The organism is Mesorhizobium sp. B3-1-8 (genome assembly GCF_006439495.1).
Lineage (GTDB): Bacteria > Pseudomonadota > Alphaproteobacteria > Rhizobiales > Rhizobiaceae > Mesorhizobium.
Genome location: NZ_VFTK01000053.1, coordinates 1 through 17,199, shown reverse-complemented (window position 1 = coordinate 17,199; position 17,199 = coordinate 1). Strand labels below are relative to the sequence as shown.

14 protein-coding genes are annotated in these 17,199 nt (G+C 64.9%); 10 read left to right on the top strand and 4 right to left on the bottom strand.

The features are described 5' to 3' along the window. Positions 1 to 83: 83 nt before the first annotated feature. A complete protein-coding gene (locus FJ424_RS31025; RefSeq protein WP_140659546.1) occupies positions 84 to 1,550 on the bottom strand; it encodes an alpha-glucosidase/alpha-galactosidase in 1,467 nt (488 codons plus the stop codon). Between the two features lie 247 nt (positions 1,551 to 1,797). Between FJ424_RS31025 and FJ424_RS31020 the strand changes: the two genes are divergently transcribed. Next, complete coding sequence (locus FJ424_RS31020) at positions 1,798 to 2,640, top strand: AraC family transcriptional regulator (protein WP_140659559.1); 843 nt, start codon at positions 1,798 to 1,800, stop codon at positions 2,638 to 2,640. 6 nt (positions 2,641 to 2,646) lie between these two features. On the opposite strand, the gene FJ424_RS31015 is transcribed toward FJ424_RS31020, so the two are convergent. Together FJ424_RS31015 and FJ424_RS31010 are read right to left on the bottom strand one after the other, a co-directional pair. Beyond that, positions 2,647 to 3,807 (bottom strand): glycoside hydrolase family 25 protein, encoded by a 1,161-nt coding sequence (locus tag FJ424_RS31015; RefSeq protein ID WP_140659547.1) that lies wholly within the window; start codon positions 3,805 to 3,807, stop codon positions 2,647 to 2,649. A gap of 45 nt (positions 3,808 to 3,852) precedes the next feature. Next, complete coding sequence (locus FJ424_RS31010; protein WP_140659548.1) at positions 3,853 to 5,055, bottom strand: SGNH/GDSL hydrolase family protein; 1,203 nt, start codon at positions 5,053 to 5,055, stop codon at positions 3,853 to 3,855. 337 nt (positions 5,056 to 5,392) lie between these two features. Here FJ424_RS31010 and FJ424_RS31005 point away from each other — a divergent pair, with 337 nt between their 5' ends. The 9 genes from FJ424_RS31005 to FJ424_RS30965 all read left to right on the top strand — a co-directional run bounded on the left by FJ424_RS31005 (position 5,393) and on the right by FJ424_RS30965 (position 16,287). Further along, positions 5,393 to 6,499, top strand: coding sequence for a sugar ABC transporter substrate-binding protein (locus FJ424_RS31005; RefSeq protein WP_140659549.1), 1,107 nt, complete (start codon positions 5,393 to 5,395; stop codon positions 6,497 to 6,499). 66 nt (positions 6,500 to 6,565) lie between these two features. After that, positions 6,566 to 8,128: a sugar ABC transporter ATP-binding protein gene (locus tag FJ424_RS31000; RefSeq protein WP_181181619.1), complete on the top strand. Its 1,563-nt coding sequence runs from the start codon at positions 6,566 to 6,568 to the stop codon at positions 8,126 to 8,128. A gap of 16 nt (positions 8,129 to 8,144) precedes the next feature. Beyond that, positions 8,145 to 9,095 carry an ABC transporter permease gene (locus FJ424_RS30995; RefSeq protein WP_140659550.1) on the top strand — a complete coding sequence of 317 codons (951 nt, stop codon included), beginning with the start codon at positions 8,145 to 8,147 and terminating at the stop codon, positions 9,093 to 9,095. A 238-nt stretch (positions 9,096 to 9,333) separates the two neighbouring features. Then, positions 9,334 to 10,218 (top strand): AraC family transcriptional regulator, encoded by an 885-nt coding sequence (locus tag FJ424_RS30990; protein ID WP_140659551.1) that lies wholly within the window; start codon positions 9,334 to 9,336, stop codon positions 10,216 to 10,218. 324 nt (positions 10,219 to 10,542) lie between these two features. Then, positions 10,543 to 11,625, top strand: a complete 1,083-nt coding sequence (locus FJ424_RS30985; protein ID WP_140659552.1) for a sugar ABC transporter substrate-binding protein — start codon at positions 10,543 to 10,545, stop codon at positions 11,623 to 11,625. Between the two features lie 67 nt (positions 11,626 to 11,692). Further along, positions 11,693 to 12,529, top strand: a complete 837-nt coding sequence (locus FJ424_RS30980) for an ATP-binding cassette domain-containing protein (RefSeq protein ID WP_140659553.1) — start codon at positions 11,693 to 11,695, stop codon at positions 12,527 to 12,529. Further along, a complete protein-coding gene (locus FJ424_RS30975) occupies positions 12,526 to 13,779 on the top strand; it encodes a sugar ABC transporter permease (protein WP_140659554.1) in 1,254 nt (417 codons plus the stop codon). Before FJ424_RS30980 ends, FJ424_RS30975 begins: the two co-directional genes overlap by 4 nt. 24 nt (positions 13,780 to 13,803) lie before the next feature. Continuing rightward, positions 13,804 to 14,532 carry an SDR family oxidoreductase gene (locus FJ424_RS30970; RefSeq protein WP_140659555.1) on the top strand — a complete coding sequence of 243 codons (729 nt, stop codon included), beginning with the start codon at positions 13,804 to 13,806 and terminating at the stop codon, positions 14,530 to 14,532. 147 nt (positions 14,533 to 14,679) lie between these two features. After that, positions 14,680 to 16,287, top strand: a complete 1,608-nt coding sequence (locus FJ424_RS30965) for an FGGY-family carbohydrate kinase (RefSeq protein ID WP_140659556.1) — start codon at positions 14,680 to 14,682, stop codon at positions 16,285 to 16,287. 8 nt (positions 16,288 to 16,295) lie between these two features. On the opposite strand, the gene FJ424_RS30960 is transcribed toward FJ424_RS30965, so the two are convergent. Further along, positions 16,296 to 16,532 carry a hypothetical protein gene (locus tag FJ424_RS30960; protein WP_140659557.1) on the bottom strand — a complete coding sequence of 79 codons (237 nt, stop codon included), beginning with the start codon at positions 16,530 to 16,532 and terminating at the stop codon, positions 16,296 to 16,298. Positions 16,533 to 17,199: the final 667 nt, after the last annotated feature.

Sequence of the window (17,199 nt, the reverse complement as noted above, 5' to 3'; positions counted from 1 at the left end):
CGCCTGCTGCTGCCCGCCTCTTGTTTTCTGGACGGCTGAGCCGGTGGACGCGCCTCCTGCGCGTCCACCGGCTTGCCGGGATCTCAGCCGGCCTGTTTGAGCGCCGCCTTTTCGGCGCGCAATTCCTCGATCGAGCGGACGCTGCGGCGCGCCGCGCCCGCCCATTCGCGGGTCTTGACCTTGGATTTCGAAAGCCGCTCCTTTGCCGCCGGAATGGCATCGGCATATTGCGGCAGCCACTGCGCCTGGGCGACGACCATCTCGTCCACCATCTGCCAGACTTCTTCCGGCGTCGATACCGCACCCACCAGCGGATCGTGCAGCACGGCGAGCTTGAGCAGGTCGATGTCGCCAGCGATCGCCGCGTGCACCGACATGCGCTGGACGTTGATCGAAGACATGCAAGTCGCCGCGCAGGCCTCGGGCAGTGTGATGCCGGCGGTCATGTTGATGCCGAAGCGGTCGACGAAGCCGGGCGACTCGATGATGGCGTCCTGTGGCAGGTTGGTGATCACGCCGTCGTTCTTGACGTTGAAATGGCCGCGATAGACGCGATTGGTCTCAAGCGCTTCCAGAATGTGGCTGGCGTGTTCGTTGGAGCGCTTGGCCGGGTCGATCGGCTTCGACGCCGCTTCGAGGAACTGCGGATACTCCGTCTCGAACCAGTTGCGGGTTTCCGTCGAGTAGCGCAGATAGCCGCCGGTCTCGCCATGGATCCAGTCGGACATGTCGATCCAGCGCGTGATCTCCTCGGGCCGCTTGCGGTACCAGGGCAGATATTCCGACAGATGCCCGTTGCTTTCGGTCGAGTAGACACCGAAGCGCTTCAGCACATCGATGCGCAGCTTTTCCTGCTTCGAATAGACCGGATGCGCCTCGAAGGCGGCGACCAGCTCGTCCTTGCCGATCGGCCGGCCGTTCAGCCTGAGCTCGATGAACCATGTCTGGTGGTTGATGCCGGAGCAGACATAGTCGAGCTCCTTGGGCGATTTCGCGCCGAGCACCTCGGCGATCTGCTCGGCGCCGTGCTGGACGCCGTGGCAGAGCCCGACCGTGTCGACCTTGCCGTACTCGATCGCCGCCCATGTGTTCATGGCCATGGGGTTGGCATAGTTGAGGAACTTGGCGTTGGTATCGGCGACCTCGCGAATATCCCGGCAGAAGTCGAGGATCACCGGAATGTTGCGCTGACCGTAGAGAATGCCGCCCGCGCAGATCGTGTCGCCGACGCATTGGTCGATGCCATATTTCAGCGGGATGCGAATGTCGTCGGCATAGGCTTCGAGCCCGCCGACCCGCACGCAGCTGATGATGTAGCGCGCGCCCTCCAGCGCCTCGCGGCGGTTCGTGGTCGCCGTCACCCTGGTCGGCAATCTGTTCGCCTCGACGATCCGGTCGAGGATCGCCTTGATCATCGCCAGATTGTGCTCGCTGACATCGGTCAGCGCGAATTCGATGTCCTTGAATTCCGGCACGCACAGGATGTCGGTGAACAGCTTCTTGGTGAATCCGACGCTGCCGGCGCCGATAATAGCGATTTTGAAACTCATCACCTTCACCTCGATCCAATCGAATGCTAGGCAAGGAGCAGCAAGGGAGGATATGGCCGCACGCAACAGCGCGCCCGCCACTCAAAGCCGGAAATCCGGCTCTTTTCTCCTCCCGCCCGCTCCTCGACCGCGGGTCTTTCGCGTCTTGAGGGCCGGATTATGCGCTTATTCGCCGGCGCGGCCAGAGAAGGATTATGCTTTCGAGGGTAATTTTGTGCTGCAGGACCTGATCGCCAACGGAAAGCTGATGCGCACGATCTCGCTGCCGCGCGGCCGCCAGCGCCTGCATGCCATGCCGACCAGCACGGGCTATGAACTGCGCAAGGACGAGACCTACGACTGGGACGGCAGGAAGCGCGGCCAGACCCCGTTCACGGTCCTCCAGCATACGATCAGCGGCACCGGCCAATTGCGCTACGAGAGCCGCAACTACCGTCTGCAGGCGAACGACACGCTGCTGGTTCTGGTGCCGCACAACCATCGCTACTGGTTGGCCAAGGGCGACCGCTGGGAATATTTCTGGATCTCGATGAATGGCGAGGAGGCGCTGCGCATCCACAAGTCGATCCTCAGTGTCTCGGGCCCGGTGTTCCGGCTGCAGCCGGCGACCATCGATCACCTTGCCGATTGCAGCCTGCGCCTGATCAAGGGTGCGGCTTCGCCCGGCGCTGCCTCCGCGATCGCCTATGAGGCGGCGATGGCGCTCTACGATGACGTCTTCGGCTCGCACGCCTTCGCCGAAAAACAAAGCGCCATGCAGCCGGTCATCGACCACATCAACGCCAATCTCGACAAGCCGCTGCCGGTGGCGGAGCTGGTGGAAATCAGCGGCCTCAGCCGCGCCCATTTCTCGCGCTGCTTCGCCGAGAGCGAAGGACTGCCCCCGGCTGAATTCGTCCTGCAGCAGCGACTGCAGCGCGCAGCGAAACTCCTGACCAAGGCGGATTTCCTGCCGGTGAAGGAAGTCGCGGTGCTGTGCGGCTTCGAGGACGCGAACTACTTCTCCAAGGTCTTTCGCCGCTGTTACGGCATCAACCCGACGCAGTTCCGCACGACCGGCATGTATGCCAGCCTGGGCAACCACCGCTGAAGCATATCAGCGCTTGGCCTCAAGCGTTGTCGAGGCGGTGCTCACCGGATCGGCCGCCGCGGCAAACGCTGCGTCGATCTGCTCGGGCGTGCGCTGCCCGGACCGTTTCCAGGCGACATATTGCACGATGCCGAAACCCGGCCGCGTCGGCACCGTCTTCACCACCGGCATGCGGAACCCGTCGCGGAATTTCTCAAAGCGCGCGCCGAGCACCGCGACCATCTCCTCGACGGTCGGCGGCGTCGCCACATCGGCATAGGTGATGGTGACTTTCCCGGCGAGCGCCGCCTGGCGCGACAGCGGCACCGGGATCGAAGCCAGGTAATCGGTCGGCACGTCGATCAGCCCGCCGAAGGCCCACTGCTGGCGCAATTCGCTTGCATTCATCGGCGCCACGGAAACGTCGATGTCGTGGGGCGTGCCCGGCACGCGGTAAGGGCAGGAGAAACGGCCGCAATTGGCCTGCGCCGAGAATTGCCACAGCGCGTAGCCCTGCCAGTTCCCCATCGGGAAATGCACGTCGATGTCCGGCTTGTAGCGCGCGTACCACAGCGGCAGCCGCGACAAGAGCCGATACTGGTAGCGATTTTCGGCGATGTACTGGGCGGTCTTGCCGTTGACATAGAGCACCGGGAAGCGGCCGAGGCGGCGATGCACCTGGCGAACGAATTCCTCGGCATCCTCCAGCGACATCCATTGCGTGGCGTCGATGCCTTCGATGTCGAGGGCCATCAGCTCATCCGGCGCCGGCTCGGCGAAATCGATGAAATTGTTGGCCTGCTCGACCGGGTTGCCGGGGCGGGCGAGGTGATAGGCGCCCCATTTCAGGCCAAGCGCCTTGGCCACCACCTTGCGCGTCTGGAACAACTCACGTGTCACCGCGTAGCGCTTCCATTGCGCCTTGCAGAGTTTGACATCGGCCTCGGCGCCGAAGCAGAAGTAGGGCGGCGGCAGCCCGTCGGATGCCTTGTTGATGAAGCCGGCGATGCGCTTGTCGGTGACGAGTTGCTGCCAGTCGATGGAATTGTATTCGTAGGCGTCGATCACCAGCGGGCGGTCGGCATTCTTCCACGGCTCGGAGAAATCCGAGGCCTTTGCCGCCGTGCCCAACGCAATCGCCGCCGCGAGAAGCGCCAGGCGGCGAAGAGGGCGCGCCGGCTTTTTCAATCAGGGTGTCCCCACTGACCAGGGATCGATCCTGAACCGCTATGGTTAAGGAAGTGCTTCGATCGCCTGTGTCGTCGGCGGGCCGAAAAGATCGAGGTCGAAGAGATCGGCCATCGCCTTGTAGCCGGCATCGGACGGGTGCAGGCCGTCGCCGCAGTCGAATTCCGGACGAATGCGGGAGCTGTCTTTCGGGTCGGCCAGCGCCCGGTCGAAATCGATGACGGCATCGGCGGGACTGGAGGCTCTTATCCAATCGTTGACGGAGCGGCGCACCCGTTCTTTCTCGGGCGAGTGGAACGTGCGCAGGGCCTCGCCCGCGAACGCGCCGGCAGAGGGCGTGAGCGTGCCCTGGATGACTTTGATGCGGCGCATGTGGGCGCGCGCGATCAGTTGCCGGTAGCTGCCGACCAGATCCTCCAGCGAGACGGCCTCGGCCGGCCCGGCCAGCATCGTTCCCGGCCAGCCGATGTCGTTGATGCCTTCCAGAAGCACCATCTGGCCGACATTGGGCAGGCCGAGCACATCGCGGTCGAAACGAGCGAGCGCGCTCGCGCCGCGTGCCCGGCTCGCGGTCACCCGGTTGCCGCCGATGCCATGGTTGAGAACGCCGAGACGGCCAAGCAATCCGGCCGCCGAAAGCCGCTCGGCCAGGCGATCCGGCCATCTGGCGTTCGCATCCACCGTCGATCCGAAGCCGTCGGTTATGGAATCGCCGAAGCAGACGATCGAGCGGCTGTCGGCCTCGCATTCGACAAGAACGGCGGTCAGGAAATAGCGGCTGGTGGAGGTCTGCTGCAAGGGCATGCGCTCGGCGTGAACGAACTCGCCGTAATCGGAAATATAGGCGGTCTGCTGGGCCTCGTAGTGATAGGTCTGGATCGGCGCGAAACCGCTGAAATACAGGCTGACGGCGACGTCACAGAGGTCGCCGGCCGCGAGCTCGACCGGGTCGCTCAAAAGCGGCGCGCCGGGCAAGATCCTGGCTGCGCGCGAGCCGCCGAAGGTCAACCGGCGCAAACTCCCGCCCTCGATGCTGCCGCCGTCGGCGGCCCTGGCGATGGATGCCGCGCCGATGTCGATCGGGTCGCTGCCATGCTCGTTCGAAAGCCGCACACAAAAGCGCGTGCCACCCTTGCTGATGCGCACAACCTGCCTGACCGTCTGGTTGTGGAAGCCGTAAAGAACGGCATCGCCCGGCCAGACATTCATCGGGCTGGCGGCCCACGTTCCCATCCAATGTCCGGTCATCCCGTCGCCTCCTCGTGGATCGAGCAGCGGCAACGCTAGCAACGCGCGGTTGGCTTCACCACCAGAAATCCGATGCCTGCCTGGTACTTTCTTGCTCTCGCGGCTTGCCTCTGCATCCAGCGCAGGACCGCCATCACGGTCGCGCTCGAAGCACAAGAGCACAAGAAAGTATCGGTTATGCGTCAGGGGCGTGGTGGCATCGCCATTTTCGCTTGGTTAGCTTTTCCGTCGTAGCGGCCGGCAGTGGAGGAGCCTTTGCCGGTCAGCGAGCGGTTTCGCGGGCTGGTGCGTGTCGCACCCGCGACCGGTCAATTGCCTTTGGGAAGGGAGGATAACCATGTCGAACATCATGAATTTCAGACTGAACCGCCGCGCTTTGCTTGCAAGCGCCGCGGCGGGCGCCGCCGCTGGCGTAATGGCCCGAAGCGGTTCCGCCGGCGTGCAGGAGCTCTCGAAAGTGGTGGCCTGGGAAACGCCCTATCTCGGCTTTTTCTTTTTCGTCGTCCTGCAGGAGGCGTTGAAGCGCAAGGCCGAAAGCCTGGGACTGCAATTCGTCGGCAAGGATGCCAACGGCGATTCCAACGCGCAGGTGAACGACTGGAACAGCCTGCTGCTGCAGAAGCCGCGCTACCTCATCTCGGACGCGCTCGATTCCGAACTGCTCATCCCGCTTACGAAGAAGGCCAAGTCGCTTGGCGTTCCGGTCGGCATGGTCGACACGCCGCTCACCGGCGGCACCGTCGCCGCTTCGGTCACCTTCGACAATCGTCAGTCGGGCGTCATGGCGGCCGAAAAGACGGCCGAATTGCTGACCAAGAAATATGGTTCGCCCAAGGGCAGCGTGCTGAACAATTACGGCTCGCTGACGGCGGTCGCCCTGCGCAACCGCAAGGAGGGTTTCGAGGAGACCTTGCAGTCCAAATACAAGGACATCGAGATCATCTCGCGGCCGCAGAACAACCAGCATGAAGAGGCTTTGGCCGTCGTCTCCGCCACGCTGCGCGAGCGCCCCGACCTCGACGCCATCCACATGCCCACCGACATCTTCGTCGTCGATGCCCGCAAGGCCATGGAGACGCAGAAGCGGCTCTTCCCGGTCGGTCATGAGAAGCACATCATCCTGACCAGCATCGACGCCTCGCCCAACGCGCTCGAATGGGTCAAGGCCGGCGAGATCGATGCCGACATCGCCCAGGATCCGATCGCCTATGTCGAGATCGTCGTGGATCTGCTGGAGCAGTACACGCTCAAGGGTCAGCGGGTGCCGACCGGCCCGTATGAGAACAAGAAGTACTTCTGGGAGAAGGGAACGATCGCCGACAGCCCGTCCGGGCCGCTCCTGACCATACCACCCTACTTCCTGACCAAGGAGAACGCCGACGATCCGCGCCACTGGGCCAACGTCGTCACCAAGGTCTGGAAGATGGAACAGAACGCCGGTTGAGAACCGGCGGGCGAGGGCGCGCGGTATCGGCCGCGCCCTCCTTGACCTGGAATGGGGAGGCGGCCGATGACGCAGTCAGATCGCGAGCCGGCAGACGGCGCACGCCGGACACGCGAAGGGCCGTTTGCCGCGGCGACGCCGTCCGGCCGGCCCGTGCTGGTCGTCGACAACGTCTTCAAGGCATACGGGCCGGTTTCGGCGCTCGACGGCGTGTCGCTGTCTGTACGCAAGGGCGCGATCCACGGCCTGCTCGGCAAGAACGGCGCCGGCAAATCGACGCTATCCAATGTCGTCGCCGGCTTCGTGCGCGCCGACGCGGGCAATATCCTGCTCGACGGCGAGGATGTCTCGTCGCTGTCGCTCACCGCGCGCAACAAGCGTGGGTTGTATCTGCTGTCGCAGCACTCCGAGATTTTCGAGGACCTGTCGATCGGCGAGAACCTGCTTTTGCCGAACCTACCGCGCCGCCGTGGCCTGGTCGACTGGGGCAAACTGCACCGGCAGGCCGCCCTTCTCCTGGAAAGTCACGCCATGCACGTCCCCTCGCGGCGGCGCGCGGGGGATCTCAATGCCAGCGACCGCAGGCGGCTCGCCATCATCAAGGCCGTGGCCGGCGATGCCAGGCTGATCATCCTCGACGAACCGACGGCGGGGCTTGCGGCGCGCGAGCGCCAGCATCTCATGGAATGGGTCGAGGCGCTGACCGCCCAAGGCACGTCCTTCGTCTATATCTCGCATCACAATGACGAAGTCCGCCAGCTTTGCAGCGAATACACCGTGCTGCGCGACGGCAAGGTCGCAGCAGGCGGCGTCGCAGGATCGCTGTCCGCCGACGGCATGGCGCGGCTGATCACCGGAAGCGATGTGAAGGAATTCCGGCGCGCCAGGTCGGCGGCACCAAAGCCCCCGGTCGTCAAGATAGACGATCTGTGCTTCCCCGGCGGCGGCCCGGTCGATCTCACCATCGGTCGCGGCGAAATCGTCGGGCTTGTCGGGCTGCTTGGCGAGGGCCCGCAAGAGCTGCTGCGCACGCTCGGCGGGCTCCTCCCGGTCATGTCCGGCCGCGTTCTGGTCGACGGCCGCCCGGTCCGGCTCGGTTCGCCGGCCCACAGCCTTGCCGCCGGCATCGCCTATCTGACGCATGACCGTATCGGCGAAGGGCATGTCGCTTCGATGTCCATCGCGGAAAACCTCAGCCTCGGCAACTGGCCTCGCCAGGCCGGATGGGCGATCAGCCGCTCCGGCATGCTCGGCCGCGTGCGCCGGGCGCGCGCGGCAATGGACGTCGTGATGGACGGGCCGGATCAGGAAATCCGCAAGCTCAGTGGCGGCAACCAACAGAAAATCCTGCTTGGCCGCCTGCTGGAGCGAAATCCGGCGATCCTGCTGCTCGACGAACCGACGATCGGCGTCGACGTGGCGGCGAAGGAACACATCCATCGCCTCATCGATGACGCCACCAAACGCGGCGTCGCGGTCCTGCTGATTGCGCAGGATCCCGACGAGATGCAGCGGCTGGTCGACCGCGTGGTCGTCTTTTCCAAGGGCCGCATCGAACGCTCGCTTTCGGCCGAGGGCCTGACGGTCGGCGCCATCGCCGACGCCAGGTCCCTGAGGGAAAAACCGTGACAGGACGCAGGACGACATGAACGGCAGGAAATTCCTTCTCGACAATGTGGTGTGGATACTGATCATCGTCTTCAGCCTCCTTGCCGGCGTCCTCAATCCGTTCTTCCTGTCGGAAGGCAACCTGCAGAACGTGCTGGTGCAGGCCACCACGCTGGGCGTGCTGGTGCTGGCCGTGTCCTTCACGCTGCTGATCGGCGAAATCGATCTGTCGGTCGTCGGCAATCTCGTCTTTTCCGGCATGATCGGCGCCTATGCCATGCAGGAATACGGCGCGCACTGGACCGTCGCCGTCGCGGTAACCGTGCTGACGGGCACGTTTATTGGCGCCGTCAACGGCTATTTCGTCTCCTACATGCGGATGAACTCGCTCATCGCCTCGCTGGCCATGGGCCTGTTCCTGCAGGGCGCGGTGCTCGGCGCCACGCAGGCCCGCACGCTGGTCATAGCCGATGAAGGATACGCCTATATCGGCAGCGCGACGATCGGCACATGGCCGATCATGCCGGTCGCGCTGTTCGTTATCTATCTGGCGGCGCATATCGTGCTTGCCTATTCAGCCTGGGGCCGCAATCTCTACGCCACCGGCGGCAACCGGCGGGCCGCGCATGCGGCCGGCATCAACGTGCGGCGCGCTCGGCTCGGCGCTTTCGCCGCGTCAGGCTTCCTTGCCGGTCTCGCCGGCTTCCTCTACGCGTCCTATCTCGGCGGCGTGAGCGTCACCGTGGGCAGCACGACCCTGCTCTACGCGGTCGCGGCTCCTGTCATCGGCGGCGTATCCCTGCTTGGCGGGCGCGGACGGGTGCTTGGTATGCTCGGCGGCACGCTCCTCATCACGGTCATCCAGACCGGGCTGCAGCTGATCAACGTGTCCGCCTATTACATTCAGATGATCGGCGGCGCGATGATCCTGCTGGCGATTGCCGTCGACGCTTTCCGGGTGCGTGGCGAGGAGCAGGGATCGGTCTGAGTGCGGGTGTTTCTCGGTGCGCGCCGCACACCGCATCCGTCGCTGTTTATGTTCGTGAGCCGTTCTCCACCTGCTCCGAAACGTCAAAAAAGTATCGGTCGGGTGGACAAGCCGTGGTGGCAGGCGCTTCAATTGCCGCCTAAGCTTTCAATAGAGGCGGCCAGTGGGAATACACGGGTTGCCCAACGAAGCGCAGCAACCGGTCACAAGACCGGACCCGCGCGGGGAGGAAATGAAGATGAATCCGGACCTGGAAGTCGTCCAGATCAGACAGGGAGAGTCGTTCAAGGCCTGGGCCCACGGCTATCCTTTCCGCACCGTGCGCTGGCACTTCCATCCTGAATACGAGCTGCATCTGGTCGTCGCCACCACCGGCCGCTATTTCGTCGGCGACTTCATCGGCGAGTTCGAGCCGGGCAATCTGGTGCTCACCGGGCCCAACTTGCCGCACAACTGGGTCAGCGACGTGCCGCCGGGCGAAACCGTGCCGCTGCGCGGCCGCGTCGTGCAGTTCTCCGAAGAATTTATCGCCGAGGCTTCCGCCGCGCTGCCCGAACTTGCCGCCTGCGCCGGCATCCTCGAAACCAGCCGCCGCGGCGCGCTGTTCTCGGCGGCGACGGCTGAGCTTGCGGCGCCCTTGCTGGCGGAGCTGACCGAGGCGCAGGGCGTGCGCCGGCTGTCGCTGTTCATGGCCGTGCTCGATATCTTGAGCCGCGCCGGCGACGTCCGCACGCTGGCCAGCGCCGGCTATCTGCCCGACCCGTCCGGCTTCATGTCGGCCGGCATCAACCAGGCGCTCGCCTATATCAACTGCCACCTGACCGAGCCCTTCAGCGAAGGCACTCTGGCCGAGATCGCCGGGCGCAGTCCGAGCGCCTTCTCGCGCAGCTTCCGCCGGCACACCGGAATGGCGCTGGTGCAGTATGTCAACCGGCTGCGCATCAACCTCGCCTGCCAGCTGCTGATGAGCGAGGCGCAGATGTCGATCACCGAAATCTGCTACGCCGCCGGCTACAACAACATCTCGAATTTCAACCGCCAGTTCCTGGCGCAGAAGGGCATGTCGCCTTCGCGCTTCAGGGCCTTGCTGGCTGAGAACGTCAACGCGGAGATTGCCGCCTAACAGGGAGGAAGCGGGAGGAGCTTAGAGCAATTACGAAGCGGTCGAACGCGGCGACCTTGCCGTAGCCTCCGTCCGGAATTGCGTCAAACAAACAGACATTCAGGGAAGGAAGGACGCGGGGTGAAGGTCACCCTGTGCTGGGGATCGCCTGTCCCGAGATCCAGCACATTCAGGAGGATGTTTGCGCGGCTTACCGGGATCGGATCGATCCTTGGCCGCCGCTGATCATACTCCTTCCAACAGTTCGACATGCAGTTAAGGCCTGACGCGCCAGCCATCGCGCAGGTCCTCGTGAAACCATTGCTTGAAAACGGAGACATTCGAATGACCAGATATGCATGGAAATCGCCGTTTGCCTTGAAATCGACAATCGCGGCCGCGTTCGCGCTCTCGCTGCTCGGCACCACGGCGGCATTCGCCGACACGGTCACCGACGCCACGATTGCCTTCCTGATGCCCGACCAGGCATCGACCCGCTACGAGCAGCACGACTATCCGGGCTTCGTCGCCGAGATGAAGAAGCTCTGCCCGGGCTGCAAGGTGATCTACCAGAACGCCGATGCCGATGCGGCGCGCCAGCAGCAGCAGTTCAATTCTGTGATCTCGCAGGGCGCCAAGGCGATCGTCCTCGATCCCGTCGATTCGACCGCCGCCGCCTCGCTGGTCAAGCTGGCGCAGAGCCAGGGCGTCAAGGTCATCGCCTATGACCGGCCGATCCCGACCGCGCCCGCCGATTTCTACGTGTCCTTCAACAATGAAGGCATCGGCAAGGCCATTGCCGACTCGCTGGTCGAGCATCTGAAAGCGCTCAAGGTCGACCCGGCCGGCGGCGGCCTGCTGCAGATCAACGGCTCGCCGACCGACGCTGCCGCGGGCCTGATCAAGAAGGGCATTCACGAGGGCCTCGACAACAGCGGCTATCCGATCCTGGCCGAGTTCGACACGCCGGAATGGGCGCCGCCGAAGGCACAGCAGTGGGCGAGCGGCCAGATCACGCGCTTCGGCGCCAAGATCCTCGGCGTCGTTGCTGCCAATGACGGCACCGGCGGCGGCGCGATCGCGGCCTTCAAGGCGGCCGGCGTCGATCCGGTTCCGCCGGTGACCGGCAACGACGCGACGATCGCGGCCTTGCAGCTGATCATCGCTGGCGACCAGTACAACACCATCTCCAAGCCGAGCGAGATCGTCGCCGCGGCTGCGGCCAACGTTGCCGTCAAGCTGTTGTCGGGCGAGACGCCGAAGGCCGAGATGACGCTTTACGACACGCCCTCGCAGCTCTTCACTCCGGCGGTGGTGACGCAGGAGAACCTCAAGGCCGAGATCATCGACAAGAAGATCAACACGGCCGCCGAGCTCTGCGTCGACCGCTATGCCGAGGGCTGCAAGAAGCTCGGCATCACCAACTGATCATAGGACATCCGGCCGCCCGTCGGCGGCCGGATGTCCAGGGAACGACTGTCACGAAAGGCGGCGCATGAGTGAGAGTTTCGAAAGATCGGCTTCCGTCGGCGAGCTGGTGCTCAGCCTGCGCGGCATATCGAAGAATTTCGGCGCCGTTTCGGCGCTGACCGATATCGACTTCGACGTCCATGCCGGCGAGGTCGTCGCGCTGGTCGGCGACAACGGCGCCGGAAAGTCGACGCTGGTCAAGATCCTCGCGGGCGTGCATCAGCCGAGCTCGGGAACAATCAATTTCCGCGGCAGGGCGGTGACGCTGCCCGACCCGCGCGCGGCACTGACGCTTGGCATCGCCACGGTGTTCCAGGATCTCGCGCTCTGCGAGAACCTCGACGTCGTCGCAAACATTTTCCTGGGCAACGAGCTCAGCCCGCTGCGGCTGGACGAGGTGGCGATGGAGATGCGCGCCTGGACGCTGCTCAACGAATTGTCGGCGCGCATTCCGAGCGTGCGCGAGGCGGTCGCCTCGCTGTCCGGCGGCCAGCGCCAGACCGTTGCGATCGCGCGCTCTTTGCTGCTCGAACCGAAACTCATCCTGCTAGACGAGCCGACCGCGGCACTTGGCGTTGCCCAGACGGCGGAGGTGCTCAACCTTATCGACCGCGTCCGCGCGCGCGGCCTCGGCGTCGTGATGATCAGCCACAACATGGAGGATGTCCGCGCCGTCGCCGACCGTATCGTGGTGCTCAGGCTGGGGCGCAACAACGGCGTCTTCGAACCGGATGCCTCGAACCAGGACCTGGTGAGCGCCATCACCGGCGCGTCCAACAACGCGGTGTCGCGGCGCGCCGAGCGCCTGCGCATGGAGCGCGATCACAGCGGCAACGCACAGGCTGGGGAGCAGCGCCCATGACGGCAGAGAAAAGCACCTCCGCCCCGCTGGCGCTCGACCGCGCCGATGCGCGCGTGAAGCATGAGGCAGGCCTCAGTGGGGCGGTCCGCGCCTTCCTCGACCGCGTGCGCAGCGGCGATCTCGGCTCGCTGCCGGTCATCGTCGGCCTCGTCGTCATCTGGACCGTGTTCACCAGTCTCAATCCGGTCTTCGTTTCCAGCAGCAACCTGGTCAATCTGCTGTTCGACTGCTCGACGGTCGGCGTCATCGCGCTCGGCATCGTCTGCGTGCTGATGGTCGGCGAGATCGACCTCTCGGTCGGCTCGATCAGCGGCTTCGCTTCAGCGATGGTCGGCACGCTCTGGGTCAACCAGGGCTGGCCGGTCGCGCTGGCGATCCTCGCGGCGCTGGCCTTCGGCGCCCTGATCGGCTCGCTCTATGCCCTTTTGTTCAACCGGCTCGGCATGCCGAGCTTCGTCTCGACGCTCGCCGGCCTGCTCGCGGTGCTGGGCATGCAGCTCTACATCCTTGGCTCCACCGGCTCGATCAACCTGCCCTATGGCTCCGCTTTGGTGGATTTCGGCCAGCTGATGGTGATGCCGAAATGGGTCTCCCACTTGCTGGCGGCGATCCCGGGCTTGGCGATGTTGGTCAGCGGGCTTCGCACCTTCGCGCGCCGCCGCGCGGCCAACCTGTCTGCACCGTCCGTGACGGGGCTCATTGTGCGAGTCGCCGTCATAACCGTCGGCCTCGAGCTGATCGTCGCTTATCTCAACCAGTCGCGCGGCATCCCGTGGATGTTTGGCCTCTTCGTCGGCCTCGTCGTTGCGATGAACTATGCGCTGACCCGGACCAAGTGGGGGCGTTCGATGACCGCCGTCGGCGGCAACCGCGAGGCGGCGCGGCGTGCCGGCATCAAGGTCCGCGCCATCTATCTCAGCGCCTTCGCGCTGTGCTCGCTTTTCGCCGCGCTGGGCGGCGTGCTGGCCGCCGCCAGGCTCGCCTCCGCCAGCCAGCAGGCCGGCACCGGCGACGTCAACCTGAACGCCATCGCGGCCGCAGTCATCGGCGGCACCAGCCTGTTCGGCGGCCGCGGCAGCGCCTATTCCGCGCTGCTCGGCATCATCGTCATCCAGTCGATCGCCAGCGGCCTGACGCTGCTCGATCTGTCCTCGTCGCTTCGCTACATGATCACCGGTGCCGTTCTGGCCATCGCCGTGATCGTCGACTCCCTCGCGCGCCGCTCCCGTGCCTCTCACGGCCGCGCCTGAACAGTTCAAACGAGAAGGGTACACATGGCTCACAATCTTTCGGGAAAAGTCGCCGCGGTCACCGGCGCGGCATCGGGCATCGGCCTCGAATGCGCCAGGGCGATGCTTGCCGCCGGCGCCCGCGTCGTGCTGGTCGACCGGGCGGAGGACAGGCTGAAGGAGGTCGTCGGCGAGCTCGGCGCCGGCGCGATCCCGCTGGTGGTCGACCTCACCAGCCCCGCCAGCGTGGCGACCATGATGCCCGGCATCCTCGACAAGGCCGGCCAGCTCGACATTTTCCACGCCAATGCCGGCTCCTATGTCGGCGGCGAGATACTCAACGGCGATCCGGATGCCTGGGACCGCATGCTGAACCTCAACATCAACTCGGTGTTCCGCTCGGTGCACGCGGTGCTGCCGCATATGGTCGGGCGCAAGACCGGCGACATCATCGTCACCAGTTCGATCGCGGGTCTTGTGCCTGTCGTCTGGGAGCCGGTCTACACGGCCTCCAAGCACGCCATCCAGGCCTTCGTCCACACGCTGCGCCGGCAGGTCGCCAAGCACGGCCTGCGCGTCGGCGCAGTCGCGCCAGGGCCGGTGGTGACGGCGCTGATCAGCGATTGGCCGAAGCAGAAGCTTGAGGACGAGCTGGCGGCCGGTGGCCTGATGCAGCCCACCGAGGTCGCGGACGCCGTCCTGTTCATGCTGACGCGGCCGAGAAACGTCACCATTCGCGATCTGGTGATCCTGCCGCAGAGCAATGATCTGTAGGCAGTAGGAATTAGGCAGTAGGGAATAGGGAAAGAGGCCCTTGCGTCCGGCCATTCAACACTGACCATCTCCTACTGCCTACTGCCTACTGCCTACTGCCTACTGCCTACTGCCTACTGCCTACTGCCTAATTTCTGAGGTCCCCAAATGCCTTCCCACTTCCTTGGCATCGATGTCGGCACCGGCAGCGCGCGCGCCGGCGTCTTTGACGAGCGCGGCGAACTCCTTGCCTCCGCCAAGCGCGACATTGCTCTCTTCATCGAGCCCGGCGAGATCGCCGAGCAATCCAGCCGCGACATCTGGCAGGCGGTGTGCGCCAGCGTGCGCGAGGCGGTCGGGAAGGCGGGCGTCGATCCCCGGGAAATCGGCGGCATCGGCTTCGACGCGACCTGTTCCCTGGTGGTGGTCGGCGACGATGGCGAGCCCTTGCCGGTCGGCCGTTCGGGAGACAGCGATCGAAACATCATCGTCTGGATGGACCATCGCGCCCTCGACCAGACCAGGCGCATCAACGCCCTGCGGCATCCGGTCCTCGACTATGTCGGCGGCGTCATTTCGCCGGAGATGGAGACTCCGAAGCTTTTGTGGCTCAAGGAGAACCTGCCCGCGACCTTCGCCGGGGCGCGGCATTTCTTCGACCTCGCCGATTACCTGACCTGGCGCGCCACGGGCAGCCTTGCCCGCTCGGTCTGCACGCTGGCCTGCAAATGGACCTATCTCGGCCATGAGCGGCGCTGGGACGACAGTTATTTCCATGCCGTCGGGCTCGGCGAGCTTGCCGACGAGGGCTTTGCCCGCATCGGCACCGAAGTGGTCGATCCCGGCACGGCGCTTGGCGCCGGGCTGACGGAGAAGGCTGCGGCCGAACTGGGACTGGTTGCGGGCACAATCGTGGCCGCCGGGCTGATCGATGCCCATGCCGGCGGCGTCGGCACGGTGGGCGCTGCCGGCGATGCCGGTACCATCGCCTCACGCATGGCCTATGTGCTCGGCACCTCGGCCTGCACCATGGCAAGCAGTGAAGGTCCGGCCTTCGTGCCGGGCGTATGGGGACCCTATTATTCCGCCATGGTGCCGGGATTCTGGCTGAGCGAGGGCGGTCAGTCGGCGGCCGGGGCGGCCATCGATCTCCTAGTGCGTTTCCATCCGGCCGCAGCGGAGGCTTCCGCGCGCGCCGCGGCCGAAGGCAAATCGCTGGTCGATTGGCTGGCCGCGGCCGCCACGGCGGCTTCGCCGGACCTGTCGGCTGCCGCCACGCTTGCGGGAAGCATCCATGTCGTACCCGAATTCCTCGGCAATCGTTCGCCATTGGCCGATCCGGATGCGCGCGGCCTGATCGCCGGGCTCGGCACCGACCGTTCCGTCGAAAGTCTCGTCGGCCTTTATATCGCCGGGCTTTGCGGCCTCGGCTATGGCGTGCGTCAGATCGTGGCGGCGATGGCCTCATCCGGTCTTGCCGTCGACACCATCGTCATCAGCGGTGGCGCCGGGCAGTCGCCGCTGGTGCGCCAACTGCTTGCCGACGCTGCCGGCCTGCCGGTCGCCGCCCCGCAATCGCCCGAGCCGGTGCTGCTGGGTGCCGCGATGCTCGGAGCGGTGGCATCCGGCCGGTATGCGGACCTTTCGACCGCCATGCCTGCCATGTCCCGGCTTGGTGATGTTTTCAGGCCGGCGGCCGACGCCATGCGGACGTGGCACGATCGCCGCTACAAGGCCTTTCTGGCCTTGCAGACGGTGGGCCGCAGCATACGCTGAGGGATCGATCAGCGCCTAAGCAGCGACGGGACTTCGAACGGATCGGGCGCCGGCTCCTGCGGCAGCGTGCCTTCCGCCTTGCGCTTCTTGTGATGCGCGAGCGAGCATTGCGGCGAGCATAATAGGCCGCGATCGGTCCAGTAGGCGGGGCCTTCCTCGATCAGGCCGTGATAGTACGAGAACCCGGGCGCCCGGTAAGACAGGCCGCATTCGATGCAGCGATAGGCGTCGGGTCTGGCAAGCATGGGGTGTTCCGGTTCGCTTTGGTCTGCAATCGCCGATAATACCAGCCGGATGCAGTTCGTCGTAGAAATTTCAGCGGCAATTGCAGCCTTGAAAATTGGCCTTGGCCGTCGCGATTTCGTCATTCTATGGCGGAGCAAGGAGCGAAGCGACGCGGCGCAGACCATAGAATCAATTCCGTGACGTTGAGGCGTTTCCACGGTCCAGAATTCTGCTCCGCTGCATCCCTCGCGCGAGGTCACGGAATGGATCCTCGGGTCTGCGCGCTTCGCTTCGCTCCTTGCTCCGCCCGTGGATGACGACGTTCGGGCGCTTCGGCTAATCTCTGAGGTCCGCGATTAGCTTCGTTGGGCAAAAGTGTCGATCACGTTCGTGATTAGCCCCGAGCGCCCATCGCGATTTCGTCATCCACGGGCGGAGCAAGGAGCGAAGCGACGCGGCGCAGACCATGGAATCCATTCCGTGACGTTGAGGCGTTTCTACGGTCCAGAATTCTGCTCCGCTGCATCCCTCGCGCGAGGTCACGGAATGGATCCTCGGGTCTGCGCGCGTCGCTTCGCTCCTTGCTCCGCCCGTGGATGACGAAGTTCGGGCGCTTCGGCTAATCTCTGAGGTCCGCGATTAGCTTCGTTGGGCAAAAGTGTCGATCACGTTCGTGATTAGCCCCGA